Below are 16655 nucleotides of genomic sequence, written 5' to 3' on the forward strand. Positions count from 1 at the left end.
TCTTACAGTCACCGAAGTATAACCAGCTTGATACAACTGTTGGTTGGATAAGTGAGTCAGGCGTCACACTTGGCCGTATTGCTGCCCATGCCGTAGCCAACGATCGAGCAACGGGCTGACGTGATCCGGCCAGCGTTCGAGCAGCGCTTGCGCCGCATCACGCACGGCGGGCAACAGGTCAGCGTCGCGCATCAGGTCGGCGACCTTGAATTGCAGCAAGCCGGTCTGGCGGGTGCCGAGCATTTCACCGGGGCCGCGCAGCTCGAGGTCTTTTTCGGCGATGACAAAGCCGTCGTTGGTTTCGCGCATGATGCCCAGGCGCTGACGACCGATCTGTGACAACGGTGGATGGTAGAGCAGCACGCAATGGCTGGCAGCGCTGCCCCGGCCGACGCGGCCGCGTAATTGGTGCAATTGGGCCAGGCCCAGGCGCTCGGGGTTTTCGATGATCATCAAGCTGGCGTTGGGCACGTCCACACCCACTTCGATCACCGTGGTGGCCACCAGCAATTGCAGGTTGCCCGCTTTGAATTCGGCCATCACCGCAGCTTTTTCCGCAGGCTTCATGCGGCCGTGGATCAGCCCGACCTTGAGTTCGCCCAGGGCACTGGTGAGGTCTTCATAGGTGGTTTCGGCGGCCTGGCAGGTCAGCTCCTCGGACTCTTCGATCAGCGTGCACACCCAGTACGCCTGACGGCCTTCGGCGCAGGCACCGCGCACGCGCTCGATCACTTCCACGCGGCGGGTGTCGGTGACCAGCACGGTATTGACCGGGGTACGGCCGGGCGGCAGTTCGTCGAGGATCGAGGTGTCGAGGTCGGCGTAGGCGCTCATGGCCAAGGTGCGTGGGATCGGTGTTGCGGTCATGATCAACTGGTGCGGACTCATGCGCCCGCCCACGCCTTTTTGGCGCAGGGCCAGGCGCTGCTGCACGCCGAAGCGGTGCTGTTCGTCGATGATCACCAGCGCGAGGTTCTTGAATTTCACTTCGTCCTGGAACAGCGCATGGGTACCCACCACCATCGGTGCGCCATTGGCGATCTGTTCCAGCGCGGCCGCGCGCACCTTGCCCTTGAGTTTGCCGGCCAGCCACGCCACTTCCAGGCCCAGCGGCTCGAGCCAGCGCTTGAAGGTGATGAAGTGCTGCTCGGCGAGAATCTCGGTGGGCGCCATCAGCGCCACTTGGTAACCGGCTTCCAGTGCCTGCAAGGCGGCGAGGGCGGCGACCACGGTTTTGCCAGCGCCCACGTCACCCTGGATCAGGCGCAGCATCGGTTCTTTCTGACTGAGGTCGTAGGCGATTTCATTGCCAACCCGTTGCTGGGCCCCGGTTGGCGCAAAGCCCAGGTTCGCCAGGTATTGCGCAGGCAGGCGCGTGGCCTTGGGCATCGCTGGCGCGCGCAGGGAGCGCATGCTTTCGCGCAGGCGCTGCTGGGACAGCTGGTGAGTCAGCAGCTCTTCAAAGGCCAGGCGATGTTGCGCCCAGTGATGACCCAGGGCCAGTTCGTCGACATCGGCATCGGCGGGCGGGTGGTGCAGATAGCGGATGGCATCGTCCAGCGGCGCCAGTTGGTAATCGCGGGCCAGTTCCACCGGCAGCCAGTCAGGCAGGCTTTTGGGGCCGAGCATGGTCAGGGTCTGCATGCACAGTTGGCGCAAGCGTTGTTGGGTCAGGCCTTCGGTCAGCGGGTAGATCGGCGTGAGGGTGGTATCCACCGGCGGCGGTTCGTCGCCGGTAATGGCGCGGTATTCGGGGTGGTAAATTTCCAGGCCCGACGCGCCAGGCCGTGCCTCGCCGTAGCAACGCACGCGGGTACCGCGTTTGAGGCCTTCCTTCTGGGCGTTGCTGAAATGGTAGAAGCGCAGGCTAAGGCCACCGGTGCCGTCCTGCAGGCGTACGACCAGGCTGCGGCGCTTGCCCATCACCACATCCGCGCCACTGACGGTGCCTTCGACCACCGCGTCCTGCCCTGGGCGCAGATGGCCGATGGGCACGACGCGCGTGCGGTCCTGATAACGCAGGGGCAAGTGGAACAGCACGTCCTGGAGGTTCTCCAGGCCGACCTTGGCCAACTTCTCGGCCATGGCTTCACCAACACCCTTGAGTGCGGTGACCGACACGTGCGACAGCTCAGTCATACCCTGGCTTAGCTCGCAGCAGGCGGCTTGGCCACCGAGCACAGACGGATCGAGTCGGCGAGGATCTCAATGGCTTTCGGGCGTGGGAAGCTGGCGCGCCAGGCGATCGCCACGGTGCGGAATGGCACCGGCGGCGTGAGTGGGCGCACTTCGATCACGCCGGGGGCGTAGTGATGACTGTCCACTGCTGAGAGCGGCAAGATCGAAATACCCAGGCCGGACGCGACCATGTGGCGGATGGTTTCCAGCGAGCTGGATTCCACCGTGGTGTGCTTGGCGCCGTCGTTGCCCTTGGTCAGGGTCGGGCAGGCTTCGAGTACCTGGTCGCGGAAGCAGTGGCCTTCGCCGAGCAGCAACAGGCTCTTGTCGTTGAGCAGGCCGGCGTCGATGGTGTCTTTTTGCGTCCACGGGTGGGAGGCCGGCATCAACACGTAGAACGGCTCGTCGTAGAGCGGCAAGGTCAACACGTCCGCTTCGTTGAACGGCAGGGCGATGATAATCGCGTCCAGCTCGCCGTTGCGCAGTTTGTCGCGCAGCACGTGGGTGAAATTTTCTTCGATATACAGCGGCATCTGCGGCGCGACGCGGTGCAGTTGCGGAATCAAATGCGGGAACAGGTACGGGCCAACGGTGTAGATGGCGCCGACTTTCAGCGGCGCAGTCAGCTGGTTCTTGCCGGCTTGGGCCAGCTCGCGAATGCTTTGGGCCTGTTCCAGCACCTTTTGGGCCTGGGCGACAATGCCTTCGCCCACTGGCGTTAGGCGCACGGCGCTCTTGCTGCGCTCGAAAATCAGCACACCGAGTTCGTCTTCAAGCTTTTTCACACCCACCGACAGCGTCGGCTGGCTGACATGGCAACGCTCGGCCGCGTGGCCGAAGTGCTGCTCTTGGGCGAGGGTCACGATGTAGCGTAATTCTGTAAGAGTCATAGCGGGCGTCCATGAGGTTGCGAGCCAAGCATACCGGCTGCAATCGATAGACGCACGTTATCAGAACTTTGCTGGGGATTGAGCGGGGAGTGGCTCGGATTTAACTGAAAAATGGATTTTTAGCGGCAACAAGCAAAATGTGGGAGCGCACTGGCTCGCGAATGTGCGGTGTCAGTGACGAATGTATCGACTGACACTGCGCTTTCGCGAGCAAGCCCGCTCCCACATGGGCCCGCTTCGCAAGCCTTAGCGGCGACGCTTCTCGATGTTGTAAACAAACGGCGCGACGATCTCGACGCTGCCGCCTTTCAACATGTCGGCCGGTGGCTTGGGCAATGGCTGGGCACGACGAATCATGTCCAGGGTCGCGCGGTCCAGGTCGGCGTTGCCGGAGCGGCCCACCAACTCGTAGGACAGCACATTGCCTTCGGCATCGACCACGAAGCGCAGGCGGTTAAGCCCCTCTTTGCCACGCTGTTGAGCGCCTGGTGGGTATTTCTTGTACTTCTGCAAGTGCGCCAGCAGGGTGCCTTCCCAGGACGCTTTTGCTGCTACCTGGGCTGGCGACGGGCCGGGCACGGGTTGAGCGGATTTTTCAGCCGGCGCATTGGTCGGTGGGGTTTCGCTCGGCGGCTCTTCGGAAGGCTTCTCCTTGGGCGGCTCGGGCTTTTTCTCCACAGGCTTGGGCGGCTGGGGTTTGGGCTTGGGCTTGACCGGCTTGGGCACCTGGATCGTTGGCTTGGGCGCCTCGGCCAGTTTCGGCAAAGGCAGCTCTTCCACTGGAGCCGGCGGCTGTGGCGGCGTGACCACCTTTGGCGGCGCGGGAGGCGGTGGTGCCGGCATCGGCGCCAGGTCGATGACCATGGCGGCCGGTGGCAGCGTCACCGGATGCGGCGCGGACCATTGAAGCGCGATGATGATCGCGACGGCATGCACGCCCAGCACGACGGCAAGGCTGGTGCCATAACGCGTCAGTTTGTGGCGCGTCGTGATCATTTCTTGGCTGCCGTCTCAAGTCCGACCAGGCCTACCTTGAGGTAGCCGGCTGCCCGCAGGGCATCCATCACGCTCATCAGGTCGCCGTAGTCCACGCCCTTGTCGGCCTGGAAGAAGATCGTCGTGTCTTTCTTGCCTTGGGTCTTGGCGTCGAGCACCGGGCCCAGGGTTTCAGCTTTGACTTCTTCTTCGCCCAGGAACAGGCGTTGGTCCGCCTTGACGCTGAGGAAGATCGGCTTCTCCGGACGCGGCGCAGGCTTGGCGCTGGAGGCCGGCAGATCGACCTTGATGTCCACGGTGGCCAACGGTGCCGCCACCATGAAGATGATCAGCAGCACCAGCATCACGTCAATAAACGGCGTGACGTTGATTTCGTGGTTCTCGACGAGTTCATCGTCGCCTTGATTCAAATGCAGGCCCATGGCCGATTACCCCACTTTCACCATGTGCGGTTGCGAGCTGCGCTCGGTAGGGGCGTGATCGAGGTCGCGGCTGACCAGCAGCAGGACTTCTGCCGACGCGTCCGATACCTGAGCCTTGTAGCCGGCAATCGAACGGGCGAAGACGTTGTAGATCACCACTGCAGGAATTGCGGCAACCAGGCCCAATGCGGTTGCCAGCAGGGCTTCGGCGATGCCTGGGGCAACGACGGCGAGGTTGGTGGTCTGGGTTTTGGCGATGCCGATGAAGCTGTTCATGATGCCCCACACGGTACCGAACAGACCGACGAACGGTGCGGTGGAACCGATAGTGGCCAGCACGCCGGTGCCGCTGCTCATGTTACGACCGCAGGCCGCCACCAGGCGCTCGAGGCGGAAGCTGACGCGTTCCTTGATGCCTTCTTTTTCGCGGGTGTTGACCGACAGGCGCATTTCTTCCAGCGCGTCGTGGACCAGCAGGTTGGCCAGGGTGCCCTTTTTGGTAGCGGTGTCGCTGGCTTCCTTGAGGGTGGTGGCTTTTTTCAGGTGGACGATTTCAGTGCGCAGACGACGCTTGGCGCCCAGCAGCTCGAAGCCCTTGGCGATCCAGATGGTCCAGGTAATGATCGAGGCGATGGCCAGGCCGATCATGACGGCTTTTACCACCACGTCAGCGTTCTGGTACATGCCCCACGGGGACAGGTCATGGGCCATGCCCAGGCTGTTGTCTTCTTCCAGTACAACACCGGAGTCGTCGGCAGGCGCAGGGGCTGCGGCCTGGGCCGGGTCGGTGGCCACAGGTGCTGCGGCAGGTGCTGCCGGCGTGGCTGCATTCTGCTGGGCCGCGGCCGGAGTGGCTGGGGCGGTCGCGTCAGCGAATGCGGCGGTCGGTGCCAGCAGAACGCTGAACAGCAGCGCAGCAATCGCACGCCAGGCGCGAGATGGGCTGAGAGGCTTGGTTGGCGAAGCGGGGTTTGTATTACGTGTCATGCTGGCCGGACCTGAGAGAAAAAAATGAGTGATCGTCCTGCCAGACCCTGATGGGTCGAGGACAAATGGGCGGTTATTATTGCAAGTAATTCTTGTTAACAAAAGTAATACAGTTACTTAATTTGTCCTTTTGCTGGCCGCTGGTCATCTTCGGCGGCTAATCTGCGCCTTTAAGAATGGAGTTTTGTGATGTCTGCGCCTTCTGTTGTGATTGCCGGTTGCGGCGATGTGGGTAGTCGGCTGGCTAGCCAATTGCTGGCCTCGGAATGGGAGGTTCATGGCCTGCGACGTGATATTTCACGCCTTCCAGAGGGTGTCATCGGCATCGCCGGTGACCTGTTCAAAAAGGATTGCCCTGACACTTGGCCAATCGGCGCAGTGGATTACCTGGTGTATTGCGCCGCTGCCACCGACCACGATGAGGCCGGCTATCGCGCGGCGTACGTGCAAGGGTTGCAGCATGTGTTGGAGTGGCTGAACGACTACGGCCAGGAGCCCAAGCATTTGCTGTTTGTGTCGAGCAGCAGTGTGTACGGCCAGCAGAAGGGTGAGTGGGTCGACGAAACGTCCGACACTCAAGCGAAAGGGTATTCCGGCCAGATCATGCTGGAAGCTGAGCAAGTGGCGCTCAATAGTGGCATTCCGGCGAGCATTGTGCGGTTGACCGGTATCTATGGGCCCGGCCGTGAATGGCTGCTGACCCAAGTGCGCCAAGGCTATCGCGTGGCGGTTGATCCCCCTTTATATGGCAACCGGATTCACGCGGATGACGCTGCCGGATTGCTGGCCTTCCTGCTGCGGCATGTGGAGCAGGGCGGTTCGCTGGATAGCATCTACATCGGCGTTGACGATGCGCCCGCGCCCTTGGCAGAAGTGGTGGGTTGGTTGCGCGACTACCTGGGCGTGACCGAATGGGCTGACGACGCCAGTGTGCGCCGCGCCGGCAGCAAGCGATGCAGCAATGCCCGAGCCAAGGCGTTGGGTTGGGTGCCGACCTACCCGACTTATCGCGAAGGGTACGCGGCGATCCTTGAAGGTAAGTGCTAGATGTGAAAAAGGAGCCGTGAGGCTCCTTTTTTGTTACTGCTTTTCCAGCAGCCATTGGCGTGGCCCTGGGCTGAGCTGGGGGATTTCGTCTGGCTGGGAAAGGTTGATCGCCTGCAGAATTTCCAACTGTTTGCCGTAGCGCACGAAAATCCAGTCCTCGCCGACAGCATCTTTACCCAGATAGACGACGTCATTGCCGGCACCTTGAGTGGCGCAATCGCCTCCCAGGCACAGTTCGTAGCGGTCATTATTGCCCAGGCCGGACACGCCGCCATCGGCGCTGAACCTCACAAGGTCGCCTGTGCCTTGGCCTTCAATAATTTTCCACTGACCGCCCATGTAGGCTGAATTCAGGGCTTGCCTGAACGTTGTGCCCCACTTGGCACCTGCGGCAGCGGGTTGGATGGGGCGGCTAAACGTTTGGCCTGCGTGAATCTTGCTGGTCTGTTGGACCAGTTGCTCGCCGTTCAATTGCAATTCGTCGCTGCCATGGCCGTTGTAATCCACCGACCAAATGCCAGGCGCCTTCGGCAACAGCTGGCCTTCACCCACCTCGAACGCAGTGCTCAATTGCGCTTTGCCGGTACGGGTGTCGATGTTCCATTCCAGGTTCATGCCGTTGGCGTCCAGGGCTTTAAGCAGCGGCCGCCCCTGAGCGGCGGTATCGATGGCGGCCTGGTTGATCCATAGCCCGCTGATGTCCGCGGTTTGCTGCTGTATCTGCGTGCAGCCGCCCAGCAGGATCAGGCTGATGAGGAGTAGCGTGTGCATGGAGTGGCCCGTCTGCCGGTGAAAAAACCATGGCGCAGACTAAAGAAAAAGGAGCCGGTGGGCTCCTTTGTTCTGTATCACTGTTTTTCCAACAACCACTGCCGTGGCCCCGGCGTAAACGAAGGCACTTCATCCGCCTGCGCAGTGTTCACGGCCTGGAAGATTTCCAGCTGCTTGCCCTTGCGCGCGAAGATCCACGGGTTGCCCTGGCCGTTGAGTTGCAGCCAGATACTATCGTAGCCGCCGCTCATTGAGGCGCAGTCACCCGCCAGGCACAGCGAGTACCGATCGACACCGGGCAAACCGGCGACTTTGCCGTCAGCCTGGAACTGCACCGTGGCGCCGTCGCCGTTCCCGTCGGTGATCTTCCAGTCGCCACCCATATAGGCGGCATACAGGGCGCGCTCGAAGTTGGCGCCCAGTGGCGCGCCTTCGGGGGCTGGGTCATTGGCACGGGCGAACAGCTGCTCAGGCTCATTGTCGTTGGCCACTTGCAGCAGTTGTTTGCCTTTGCGCTTGAGTTCGGTGGCGGAGCTGCCGTAGAAATCGACGCTCCAGGCGCCGGGTTTTTCACCGAGCAGCTTGCCTTCGGCGACTTCAAAACCGTTGTAGTAACGCGCCTGCGAAGCCTTGGTGTTGACCTCCCATTCGAGGTTCGGACCATAGGTTTGCAGCGCTTCACGCAAAGGGCCGCCCTTGGCTGCCGCGTTGATGGCGGCCTGGTTGATCCAGGTGCCGCTCACATCCAGGTCGGCGGGGTTGCTGGCGCAGCCGCCGAGAAACAAGGCGAGCAACGAAGAGGCTACAAGCGCTTTGCGCATCACGAAATCCTTCTGAAACGAAGTCGGCGCAGCCTGTGGAGGTTGCGCCGGGTGTTTTACTCGATGACCAGAATCGCGTCCATCTCAACCTGTGCGCCCTTTGGCAGGGCGGCAACGCCGATAGCGGCGCGGGCTGGGTACGGCTGTTCGAAGTACTTGCCCATGATCTCGTTGACCTTGGCGAAGTGGCTCAGGTCAGTGAGGAAGATGTTCAGCTTGACGATGTCTTTGAACGAACCGCCAGCGGCTTCGGCCACCGACTTGAGGTTTTCGAAGACCTGGACGGTTTGTGCTTCAAAGCCTTCAACCAGCTCCATGGTCTTTGGGTCCAGTGGAATCTGGCCAGACATGTAGACGGTGTTGCCTGCCTTGATCGCCTGGGAGTAAGTGCCAATGGCGGCAGGGGCTTTGTCGCTGGTGATAACAGTCTTGGTCATGAGTGACTCCTTGTAAGAGATCGGCTATGCGCGCATGCGGGTGATGCGAATCACCCCGGTCAGGGCGCGCAGTTTCTTGATCACGCGGGCCAGGTGCACGCGGTCGTGCACGCTGACCACCAGCTGGACCACGCTGATGCGGCCATCGCGCTCATCCATGCTGATTTTCTCGATATTGCCGTCGGCCGCGTTGACGCTGCTGGCCAGCAGGGCGATCAGGCCGCGCTGATGCTCCAGCTCAACGCGCAGTTCGACGTTGAATTCGCCGGTGACGTCCTTGGCCCACGAGAGCTGAATGCATTTCTCGGGGTTGTGGCGGATTTCAGTGATATTGCGGCAGTTGTCCAGGTGCACGACCATGCCTTTACCAGCCGACAAGTGGCCGACAATCGGGTCGCCCGGGATCGGCGTGCAGCACTTGGCGTAGCTGAGCACCAGGCCTTCCGTGCCGCGAATCGCCAGCGGGCCTTCGGGGCTTGGCAACTGTTCGCCTTCGCCGAGCAGGCGCCGGGCGACCACATACGCCATGCGGTTGCCCAGGCCGATGTCTTCCAGCAGGTCTTCGATGGTTTCCTGGCGATACTCGTGGAGCATCGCTTGCACGCGCTCGGCCGGGATCTTCTCCAGGGCGCTGTCGAAACCATTGAGCACCTTGTTCAGCAGGCGTTCGCCAAGGCTGATGGACTCGGAGCGGCGTTGCAGTTTTAGGGCGTGGCGGATGTGTGTGCGTGCCTTGCCGGTGACCACGAAGTTAAGCCAGGCCGGGTTCGGGCGCGCGCCGGGTGCGCTGACGATCTCGACCGTGGAGCCGCTTTGCAGCGGCTCGGACAGCGGCGCGAGACGACGGTTGATCCGGCAGGCAATGCAGCTGTTGCCCACGTCGGTGTGTACCGCGTAGGCAAAGTCGACCGCCGTGGAGCCTTTGGGCAGCTCCATGATCCGGCCTTTGGGCGTGAACACGTAGACCTCGTCCGGGAACAGGTCGATCTTCACGCTTTCGATAAATTCCAGGGAGTTGCCGGCACGTTGCTGCATTTCCAGCACGCCCTTGACCCACTGGCGGGCGCGGGCATGCGTGCCTTTTGGCTGCTCGTCGCCGCTGGACTTGTACAGCCAATGCGCGGCGATGCCGTTGTTGGCCATCTCTTCCATTTCCCGCGTACGGATCTGGATTTCGATCGGCACCCCGTGCATACCGAACAGCGTGGTATGCAGCGACTGATAGCCGTTGGCCTTGGGAATAGCGATGTAATCCTTGAAGCGGCCTGGCAGGGGTTTGTACAAATTATGTACAGCGCCCAGCACGCGGTAGCAGGTGTCGACCTTGTCGACGATGATCCGGAACGCGTACACGTCCATGATCTCGTTGAAGGCCCGACGCTTGCCGCGCATTTTTTTGTAGATGCCGTAGATGTGTTTCTGCCGGCCGCTGACTTCGCCTTCAATCTCGTCGATCGCCAGGCAATGGCTCAGCGACTCTTCGATCTTGTTGACGATTTCCTTGCGGTTGCCCCGGGCGCGCTTGACCGCCTGATAGATGCGCGCAGAGCGCATCGGGTGCATGGCCTTGAAGCCGAGGTCTTCGAATTCGATGCGGATGGCATGCATGCCCAGCCGGTTGGCGATGGGCGCATAGATTTCCAGGGTTTCCTTGGCGATGCGCCGGCGTTTTTCGCCGGACAGCACTTCCAGCGTGCGCATGTTGTGCAGCCGGTCGGCCAGCTTCACCAGGATGACCCGAATGTCTCGGGCCATGGCCATGGCCATCTTCTGGAAGTTTTCCGCCTGGGCTTCGGCCTTGGTTTCGAAGTTCATCTGGGTCAGTTTGCTGACCCCATCGACCAGTTCGGCCACGGTTTCGCCAAATTGCGCACTGAGCGCTTCCTTGGCGATGCCGGTGTCTTCGATCACGTCATGCAGCATCGCAGCCATCAAGCTCTGATGGTCCATGTGCATGTCGGCAAGAATATTGGCCACGGCAAGAGGATGCGTGACATACGCCTCACCACTGCGGCGGCGTTGGCCGTCGTGGGCTTGTTCGGCGTAGAAATACGCTCGGCGGACCAGGTTGACCTGGTCTGGGCCGAGGTAGGTCGATAAGCGATCGGCGAGGGCGTCTATGCTCGGCAAAGTGTTAACTCCTGCCGTTGGCTGTGACCCCGCGCCGTGCTACGTCGACCAGGCATAGGCTTAGACGGCCTCGTTGGACTCGTCCTCGAACGCTGCAAACAGCGGTTCGTCTTCAACGATTTCAGCGTTGGCGATGAACTCGTAGCTCATCAGGCCTTCAGCGATTTCACGCAGGGCTACAACGGTAGGCTTGTCGTTTTCCCACTGGACCAGGGGCTCTTTGCCGCCAGTGGCCAGTTGACGGGCACGCTTGGTAGAGAGCATGACCAGCTCAAAGCGGTTATCCACGTGTTCTAGGCAGTCTTCAACGGTTACGCGGGCCATGGTATTCCTCGGAGCGAATGCAAGATGCGCGCTGCCCGGTTGGGCGAGCGGACTGAACAGTTTAAAAAATCACCAGCGTTTAGGGAAGCGCTGATTTTCCCGCGGCCTCGCAAAACGGCTACAAGTGCCAATGTAAAGCCCTTGCAGCGGTTTTGGGAAGGGCCAATCAGCCGAGCAGTTCGGCGAGTAATTTGCCGAAACGCTGCTGTTGGCGTTTTTGCTGGAGCTGATTGGCGCGGAAAATCGCCTTCAAATCGTCCAGGGCGCTGGCGAAATCGTCATTGATGATCAGGTAGTCGTAGTCGACGTAGTGGCTCATTTCGCTGACGGCTTCACGCATGCGGCCTTCGATGATCTCGTCACTGTCCTGGCCACGGTTGGTCAGGCGCTGGTGCAAGGCTTCCAGCGACGGCGGCAGGATAAAGATCGAACGCGCCTTCGGCATCAGTTGGCGCACTTGCTCGGCACCCTGCCAGTCGATTTCCAGGATCAGGTCGTGGCCTTCGTCCAGAGTCTGCTGCAGGTGGCTTTGCGAGGTGCCGTAGAGGTTGCCGAACACTTCGGCACGCTCCAGGAAGTCGCCGTGCTCGATCATCTTGACGAACTCGGTGCGCTCGACGAAGTGGTAGTGCACGCCGTTCACTTCGCCCGGGCGCATGGCGCGGGTGGTGTGCGAGACCGAGATGCGGATCTGCTCGTCAGCGTCGGTCAAAGCCTTGACCAGGCTGCTCTTGCCCGCGCCCGAAGGGGCGGAAATGATGTAAAGGGTGCCGGTGCTGTGGGTCATGGAAGTTGCCTTACTCAATATTCTGTACTTGTTCGCGCATCTGCTCGATCAACACTTTGAGGTTGACCGCAGCTTGTGTGCTGCGCGGATCAAACGCTTTGGAGCCCAGTGTATTGGCTTCGCGGTTGAGTTCCTGCATCAGGAAGTCCAGGCGCCGACCAGCGGCGCCGGCAGACTTGAGCACGCGGCGCACTTCGAGAATGTGGGTGCTCAGGCGGTCGAGCTCTTCGGCCACGTCACTTTTCTGCGCCAGCAGCACCATTTCCTGCTCCAGGCGCGTCGGGTCGAGGTCGGCCTTCATGTCGGTGAAACGGTCCAGAACCTTCTGGCGCTGGGTGGCGAGCATCTGTGGCACCAACTCGCGCAGGGTGACCACGTCTTCCTCGATCGCGCTCAGGCGCTCGCTGATCAGGCGCGCCAGTTCGGCGCCCTCACGCTCGCGGCCGGCCTTGAGCTCCTGCAGACCCTGGTTGAACAGGGCGAGGGCTTCGGCATTAAGGGCCTGCGGGTCGGTGGCGTCGGCCACCAGTACGCCGGGCCAGGCCAGCACTTCCAGCGGGTTCAGTGCGGCGGGTTGCTTGATCAGGCCGGCGATGGTTTCAGCGGCGGCGACCAGTTGCGCGGCGCGGTCGCGGTCGATCTGCAGCGGCTTGCCGGTGGTTTCTTCGGTAAACCGCAGGGTGCATTCCAGCTTGCCGCGGGAAATGCCCTGGCGCAGCGCTTCACGCACGGCGCCTTCGAGGTCGCGGAAGGATTCCGGCAGACGCAGGTGCGGCTCCAGGTAACGGCTGTTGACCGAGCGCAGTTCCCAGCTCAGGGTGCCTTGGGCGCCGGCTTTTTCGACGCGGGCGAAGGCGGTCATGCTGTGCACCATGGAGGTACCTCGCGATGCAGTCCCGCAAATACGGGCTGATGGGTAAATTGAAGCCGACAGGCTGCGAAGGCGCAGGATTGTAGCGCAGTGAGGCGAACGCGCCCAAACAATGGGCGCCAGGCCCGCCATTCGTAACCGAATTTTTTAGAAGTGCCCCGAATCGGCTGGCGGCTCTATAATGCTCGGCAGTTTTTCGTCCTCCGTACAGGTATCCCCTATGAAACGTCCAAGTGGTCGCGCTGCCGATCAGCTCCGCTCGATCCGCATCACCCGCAACTACACCAAACACGCCGAGGGATCTGTACTGGTCGAGTTTGGCGATACCAAGGTGATCTGCACCGTCAGCGTCGAAAACGGCGTGCCGCGCTTCCTCAAGGGCCAGGGTCAGGGTTGGTTGACCGCCGAGTACGGCATGCTGCCGCGCGCCACCGGCGAGCGTAACCAGCGTGAAGCCAGCCGTGGCAAGCAAGGCGGCCGCACCCTGGAAATCCAGCGCCTGATCGGCCGTTCGCTGCGCGCAGCGCTGGATATGTCCAAGCTGGGCGACGTGACCCTGTACGTCGATTGCGACGTGATCCAGGCTGACGGCGGCACCCGCACTGCCTCCATCACCGGCGCCATGGTGGCCTTGGTTGATGCGCTGAAAGTGATCAAGAAGCGTGGCGGCCTGAAAGCAGGCGACCCGCTCAAGCAGATGATTGCTGCCGTGTCGGTCGGCATGTACCAAGGCGAGCCTGTATTGGACCTGGACTACCTGGAAGACTCGGCTGCCGAGACCGACCTGAACGTGGTAATGACCAGCAGCGGTGGTTTCATCGAAGTGCAGGGCACCGCCGAAGGCGCGCCATTCCAGCCGGCCGACCTGAACGCCATGCTGGCCCTGGCCCAGAAAGGCATGACCGAAATCTTCGAACTGCAGAACGCCGCACTGGCTGACTGAAACGGCCGCAAGGAGCAACGCCATGAGTGACCACCAACTGCCTGTGCCCACGCCTCCTTACGAAGTGCGTCAGGGCGCGATGTTGTGTCACCTCGCGGCGTTCCTGGGGTTTGTGTTTCCCTTCGGCAGTGTCGTGGGGCCGCTGATCCTGTGGCAGATGAAGAAGGAAGTGGACCCGTTCATTGATGATCAGGGCAAGGAGGCCTTGAACTTCCAGATCACCGTGGCCATTGCCTGGCTGGTTTGCATCGTGCTGGCCTTTGCGGTGATTGGTTTTTTCCTGATGACTGCCCTGGCAATCGCCACGGTGGTGCTGACGATCATCGGCGCAATCAAAGCCAGCAAGGGGATTGCCTATCGCTATCCCTTTACCTGGCGATTGGTCAAATAGTGAGCGCCCACAAAAAAACCGACAGCGATGTCGGTTTTTTTGTGCCTGGAAAAAGACCTTAGATGGTCAATGTCCAGTCGTAGTCCACGATCAGCGGCGCGTGCTGCGAGAAGCGTGGCTGACGCGGCAGGCGTGCGCTGCGAACAAAGCGGCGAAGCCCCGGGGTCAGCAACTGATAGTCGAAACGCCAGCCCAGGTTAAGCATCTCGGCCTGTTCGTTATCCGGCCACCAGCTGTACTGGTCGCCTTCGCGGCTGACTTCGCGCAGGGCGTCAACATAGCCCATGTTGCCGACAATCTCGTCCATCCAGGCCCGTTCCGGCGCCAGGAAGCCCGGGGATTGCTGGCTGTCGCGCCAGTTCTTGATATCCAGCTTCTGTTGCGCCACGTACAGCGAGCCACAGTAAATGTACTCGCGACGTTTGCGTCGCTGTTTATCCAGATAACGGGCGAAATCGTCCATTAGCTTGAACTTCTGGTTCAAGTCTTCATCGCCGTTCTGCCCCGAAGGGAGCAGCAAGGTCGCGATGCTGACCTTGTCGAAATCGGCTTGCAGGTAGCGCCCGTAGCGGTCGGCTGTCTCGAAGCCGAGGCCGCTGATGACCGCCTTGGGTTGCAACCGCGAGTACAAAGCCACGCCACCTTGGGTGGGCACTTCGGCATCGCAGGCATAAAGGAAGTAGCCATCCAGTTGGAAGGCTGGGTCGTCCAGTTCAAAGGCGGAGGCGCGGGTGTCCTGCAGGCAGATGACGTCGGCATTCTGTGCTTGCAGCCAACTGAGCAAACCACGCTCGACTGCAGCCTGAATACCATTGACGTTCACACTGATGATCCGCATAAATGGCCCCAAAAATCGCGTGCGTGTATGATACACGCCGTCTACCTAATTAGCTAAATCCGTGGTATCTGAGGCTTTTTTCATGCAGGCGTATCAACGCGATTTCATTCGTTTTGCCATCGATCGCGGCGTTTTGCGCTTCGGTGAGTTCACTCTGAAGTCCGGGCGCACCAGCCCGTACTTCTTCAATGCAGGCTTGTTCAACTCGGGTTCGGCCCTGGCTCAGCTGGGTCGTTTCTACGCGGCAGCCATCGTTGAAAGCGGCATTTCCTTCGATGTTTTGTTTGGCCCAGCCTACAAGGGCATCCCGCTGGCAGCCGCGACTGCCGTGGCGTTGGCTGAACATCACGGGCTGGATCTGCCGTGGTGCTTCAACCGCAAAGAGGCCAAGGCACATGGCGAAGGCGGTAGCCTGGTTGGGGCTCCGCTCAAGGGCGACGTGCTGATCATCGACGACGTGATCACCGCCGGTACCGCCATCCGTGAAGTGATGCAGATCATCGCTTCCCAAGATGGCGCCAAGGCCGCCGGCGTGCTGATCGCGCTGAACCGTCAGGAGCGCGGCAACGGTGAGTTGTCGGCCATTCAGGAAGTGGAACGTGATTTCGGCATTCCGGTGGTGAGCATTGTGTCGCTGAACCAGGTGTTGCAGTTCCTGGAAGACGATCCGCAGCTCAAGCAGCATTTGCCGGCGGTTAAGGCTTATCGCGAGCAATTTGGTGTCTGACACTGATTTCTCTGTGTGAGAGGGGGCTTGCTCCCCATAGCGGTGTATCAGTTGATTGATTCAGCACTGATCCACTGCTATCGGGGGCAAGCCCCCTCCCACATTTTGATCTGCAGTGTTTTCAAATCCTGCAAACAAAAAGGCCCCGCTCAATTCGATTGAGCGGGGCCTTTTTGTTTCTAGTGCTTAAGGACGCTTGCGATTACTGATCAGCGTGCCCACACCGGTATCGGTGAAGATTTCCAGCAGGATTGCATTTGGCACGCGGCCATCCAGAATCAGCGAGCTACCCACGCCGCCTTGCACGGCTTCCAGCGCGCAACGGATCTTGGGCAGCATGCCGCCGTAGATGGTGCCGTCGGCGATCAACTCGTCCACCTGCTGGGTGGTCAAGCCCGTCAGCACCTTGCCTTCCTTGTCCATCAGGCCGGCAATGTTGGTTAGCAGCATCAGCTTCTCAGCCTTCAGCGCCTCGGCCACTTTACCGGCTACCAGGTCGGCGTTGATGTTGTACGACTCACCGTTGGCGCCCACGCCGATTGGCGCGATCACCGGGATGAAGTCGCCTTTGACCAGCAGGTTCAGCAGGTCGGTGTTGATGCCGATCACTTCGCCTACCTGGCCGATGTCGATGATTTCCGGCTGGGTCATCTCCGGCGTCTGACGGGTAACGGTCAGTTTTTTCGCGCGGATCAGCTCCGCGTCCTTGCCGGTCAGGCCGATGGCGCTGCCGCCATGACGGTTGATCAGGTTGACGATGTCTTTGTTGACCTGGCCACCGAGGACCATCTCCACCACGTCCATGGTCTGCGCGTCTGTAACGCGCATGCCATCAATGAAGTGACTCTCGATCGACAAGCGCTTGAGCAGGTCGCCGATTTGCGGGCCGCCACCGTGCACCACCACCGGGTTGATCCCGACAGCTTTCATCAACACGATGTCGCGGGCAAAGCCGGTTTTCAGCTCTTCGCTTTCCATGGCATTGCCGCCGTACTTGATCACCAGCGTCTTGCCGACGTAGCGTCGAATGTAAGGCAACGCTTCGGACAGGACCTTGGCAGTATTGGCAGCGGCTTCGCGTTCGAGGGTCATTCA

18 protein-coding genes are annotated in these 16655 nt (G+C 60.9%); 4 read left to right on the top strand and 14 right to left on the bottom strand.

The window, feature by feature from the left end; genetic code table 11:
• Positions 1–63: 63 nt before the first annotated feature.
• The 5 genes from recG to exbB form a co-directional block, all read right to left on the bottom strand.
• A complete protein-coding gene (gene recG / locus L8K08_RS20010) occupies positions 64–2139 on the bottom strand; it encodes an ATP-dependent DNA helicase RecG (RefSeq protein ID WP_119737210.1) in 2076 nt (691 codons plus the stop codon).
• An 8-nt stretch (positions 2140–2147) separates the two neighbouring features.
• A complete protein-coding gene (locus L8K08_RS20015) occupies positions 2148–3068 on the bottom strand; it encodes a hydrogen peroxide-inducible genes activator (protein WP_015886540.1) in 921 nt (306 codons plus the stop codon).
• A gap of 246 nt (positions 3069–3314) precedes the next feature.
• Positions 3315–4064 carry an energy transducer TonB gene (locus L8K08_RS20020; RefSeq protein ID WP_106575867.1) on the bottom strand — a complete coding sequence of 250 codons (750 nt, stop codon included), beginning with the start codon at positions 4062–4064 and terminating at the stop codon, positions 3315–3317.
• The gene (exbD, locus tag L8K08_RS20025; protein WP_003195519.1) at positions 4061–4486 is read right to left on the bottom strand and encodes a TonB system transport protein ExbD; all 426 of its coding nucleotides are present in this window, start codon (positions 4484–4486) and stop codon (positions 4061–4063) included. Before exbD ends, L8K08_RS20020 begins: the two co-directional genes overlap by 4 nt.
• Positions 4487–4492: 6 nt before the next feature.
• Entirely contained in the window at positions 4493–5473 is a 981-nt protein-coding gene (gene exbB, locus L8K08_RS20030) for a tonB-system energizer ExbB (RefSeq protein WP_242199566.1), read from the bottom strand.
• Positions 5474–5662: 189 nt separating this feature from the next.
• Between exbB and L8K08_RS20035 the strand changes: the two genes are divergently transcribed.
• Positions 5663–6520 (top strand): SDR family oxidoreductase, encoded by an 858-nt coding sequence (locus L8K08_RS20035; RefSeq protein WP_242199568.1) that lies wholly within the window; start codon positions 5663–5665, stop codon positions 6518–6520.
• A 33-nt stretch (positions 6521–6553) separates the two neighbouring features.
• Here the strand turns inward: L8K08_RS20035 and L8K08_RS20040 are convergent, their stop codons facing one another.
• The 7 genes from L8K08_RS20040 to L8K08_RS20070 form a co-directional block, all read right to left on the bottom strand.
• On the bottom strand, positions 6554–7291 hold the full coding sequence (locus tag L8K08_RS20040; protein WP_242199570.1) for a hypothetical protein: 738 nt from the start codon (positions 7289–7291) through the stop codon (positions 6554–6556).
• Positions 7292–7368: 77 nt separating this feature from the next.
• Positions 7369–8112 (bottom strand): hypothetical protein, encoded by a 744-nt coding sequence (locus tag L8K08_RS20045; protein WP_242199571.1) that lies wholly within the window; start codon positions 8110–8112, stop codon positions 7369–7371.
• Between the two features lie 56 nt (positions 8113–8168).
• On the bottom strand, positions 8169–8549 hold the full coding sequence (locus tag L8K08_RS20050) for a RidA family protein (protein ID WP_003176922.1): 381 nt from the start codon (positions 8547–8549) through the stop codon (positions 8169–8171).
• A 24-nt stretch (positions 8550–8573) separates the two neighbouring features.
• The gene (spoT, locus tag L8K08_RS20055; RefSeq protein WP_083356111.1) at positions 8574–10679 is read right to left on the bottom strand and encodes a bifunctional GTP diphosphokinase/guanosine-3',5'-bis pyrophosphate 3'-pyrophosphohydrolase; all 2106 of its coding nucleotides are present in this window, start codon (positions 10677–10679) and stop codon (positions 8574–8576) included.
• A gap of 60 nt (positions 10680–10739) precedes the next feature.
• Positions 10740–11003 carry a DNA-directed RNA polymerase subunit omega gene (gene rpoZ, locus L8K08_RS20060; protein ID WP_003176920.1) on the bottom strand — a complete coding sequence of 88 codons (264 nt, stop codon included), beginning with the start codon at positions 11001–11003 and terminating at the stop codon, positions 10740–10742.
• A gap of 166 nt (positions 11004–11169) precedes the next feature.
• Positions 11170–11790, bottom strand: a complete 621-nt coding sequence (gene gmk, locus L8K08_RS20065) for a guanylate kinase (protein WP_106575862.1) — start codon at positions 11788–11790, stop codon at positions 11170–11172.
• 10 nt (positions 11791–11800) lie between these two features.
• Positions 11801–12664, bottom strand: coding sequence for a YicC/YloC family endoribonuclease (locus L8K08_RS20070; protein WP_242199573.1), 864 nt, complete (start codon positions 12662–12664; stop codon positions 11801–11803).
• Positions 12665–12881: 217 nt separating this feature from the next.
• Here L8K08_RS20070 and rph point away from each other — a divergent pair, with 217 nt between their 5' ends.
• Both rph and L8K08_RS20080 read left to right on the top strand, forming a co-directional pair.
• Positions 12882–13604, top strand: a complete 723-nt coding sequence (gene rph / locus L8K08_RS20075) for a ribonuclease PH (protein WP_106575860.1) — start codon at positions 12882–12884, stop codon at positions 13602–13604.
• A 22-nt stretch (positions 13605–13626) separates the two neighbouring features.
• Complete coding sequence (locus L8K08_RS20080; RefSeq protein WP_145158149.1) at positions 13627–13995, top strand: DUF4870 domain-containing protein; 369 nt, start codon at positions 13627–13629, stop codon at positions 13993–13995.
• Positions 13996–14053: 58 nt separating this feature from the next.
• On the opposite strand, the gene L8K08_RS20085 is transcribed toward L8K08_RS20080, so the two are convergent.
• On the bottom strand, positions 14054–14833 hold the full coding sequence (locus L8K08_RS20085; RefSeq protein ID WP_003195493.1) for an exodeoxyribonuclease III: 780 nt from the start codon (positions 14831–14833) through the stop codon (positions 14054–14056).
• An 82-nt stretch (positions 14834–14915) separates the two neighbouring features.
• On the opposite strand from L8K08_RS20085, the gene pyrE reads away from it, so the two are divergent.
• The gene (gene pyrE, locus L8K08_RS20090; RefSeq protein ID WP_063033848.1) at positions 14916–15560 is read left to right on the top strand and encodes an orotate phosphoribosyltransferase; all 645 of its coding nucleotides are present in this window, start codon (positions 14916–14918) and stop codon (positions 15558–15560) included.
• Positions 15561–15746: 186 nt separating this feature from the next.
• On the opposite strand, the gene argB is transcribed toward pyrE, so the two are convergent.
• On the bottom strand, positions 15747–16652 hold the full coding sequence (argB, locus tag L8K08_RS20095; RefSeq protein WP_017735763.1) for an acetylglutamate kinase: 906 nt from the start codon (positions 16650–16652) through the stop codon (positions 15747–15749).
• Positions 16653–16655 lie beyond the last annotated feature (3 nt).

The sequence above is a fragment of the Pseudomonas sp. TREG-RG-20F-10-E-6-01 genome (assembly GCF_022662455.1).
In the GTDB taxonomy this organism is placed as follows: domain Bacteria; phylum Pseudomonadota; class Gammaproteobacteria; order Pseudomonadales; family Pseudomonadaceae; genus Aquipseudomonas.

Bases quoted from the DNA above. Each gene is read 5' to 3' on its own strand.
- pyrE (WP_063033848.1), top strand. From the start codon at position 14,916: ATGCAGGCGTATCAACGCGATTTCATTCGTTTTGCCATCGATCGCGGC.
- L8K08_RS20070 (WP_242199573.1), bottom strand. From the start codon at position 12,664: ATGGTGCACAGCATGACCGCCTTCGCCCGCGTCGAAAAAGCCGGCGCC.
- L8K08_RS20015 (WP_015886540.1), bottom strand. From the start codon at position 3,068: ATGACTCTTACAGAATTACGCTACATCGTGACCCTCGCCCAAGAGCAG.
- exbD (WP_003195519.1), bottom strand. From the start codon at position 4,486: ATGGGCCTGCATTTGAATCAAGGCGACGATGAACTCGTCGAGAACCAC.
- recG (WP_119737210.1), bottom strand. From the start codon at position 2,139: ATGACTGAGCTGTCGCACGTGTCGGTCACCGCACTCAAGGGTGTTGGT.
- rpoZ (WP_003176920.1), bottom strand. From the start codon at position 11,003: ATGGCCCGCGTAACCGTTGAAGACTGCCTAGAACACGTGGATAACCGC.
- argB (WP_017735763.1), bottom strand. From the start codon at position 16,652: ATGACCCTCGAACGCGAAGCCGCTGCCAATACTGCCAAGGTCCTGTCC.
- gmk (WP_106575862.1), bottom strand. From the start codon at position 11,790: ATGACCCACAGCACCGGCACCCTTTACATCATTTCCGCCCCTTCGGGC.
- L8K08_RS20080 (WP_145158149.1), top strand. From the start codon at position 13,627: ATGAGTGACCACCAACTGCCTGTGCCCACGCCTCCTTACGAAGTGCGT.
- L8K08_RS20045 (WP_242199571.1), bottom strand. From the start codon at position 8,112: ATGCGCAAAGCGCTTGTAGCCTCTTCGTTGCTCGCCTTGTTTCTCGGC.
- L8K08_RS20050 (WP_003176922.1), bottom strand. From the start codon at position 8,549: ATGACCAAGACTGTTATCACCAGCGACAAAGCCCCTGCCGCCATTGGC.
- exbB (WP_242199566.1), bottom strand. From the start codon at position 5,473: ATGACACGTAATACAAACCCCGCTTCGCCAACCAAGCCTCTCAGCCCA.
- L8K08_RS20085 (WP_003195493.1), bottom strand. From the start codon at position 14,833: ATGCGGATCATCAGTGTGAACGTCAATGGTATTCAGGCTGCAGTCGAG.
- L8K08_RS20035 (WP_242199568.1), top strand. From the start codon at position 5,663: ATGTCTGCGCCTTCTGTTGTGATTGCCGGTTGCGGCGATGTGGGTAGT.
- L8K08_RS20020 (WP_106575867.1), bottom strand. From the start codon at position 4,064: ATGATCACGACGCGCCACAAACTGACGCGTTATGGCACCAGCCTTGCC.
- L8K08_RS20040 (WP_242199570.1), bottom strand. From the start codon at position 7,291: ATGCACACGCTACTCCTCATCAGCCTGATCCTGCTGGGCGGCTGCACG.
- rph (WP_106575860.1), top strand. From the start codon at position 12,882: ATGAAACGTCCAAGTGGTCGCGCTGCCGATCAGCTCCGCTCGATCCGC.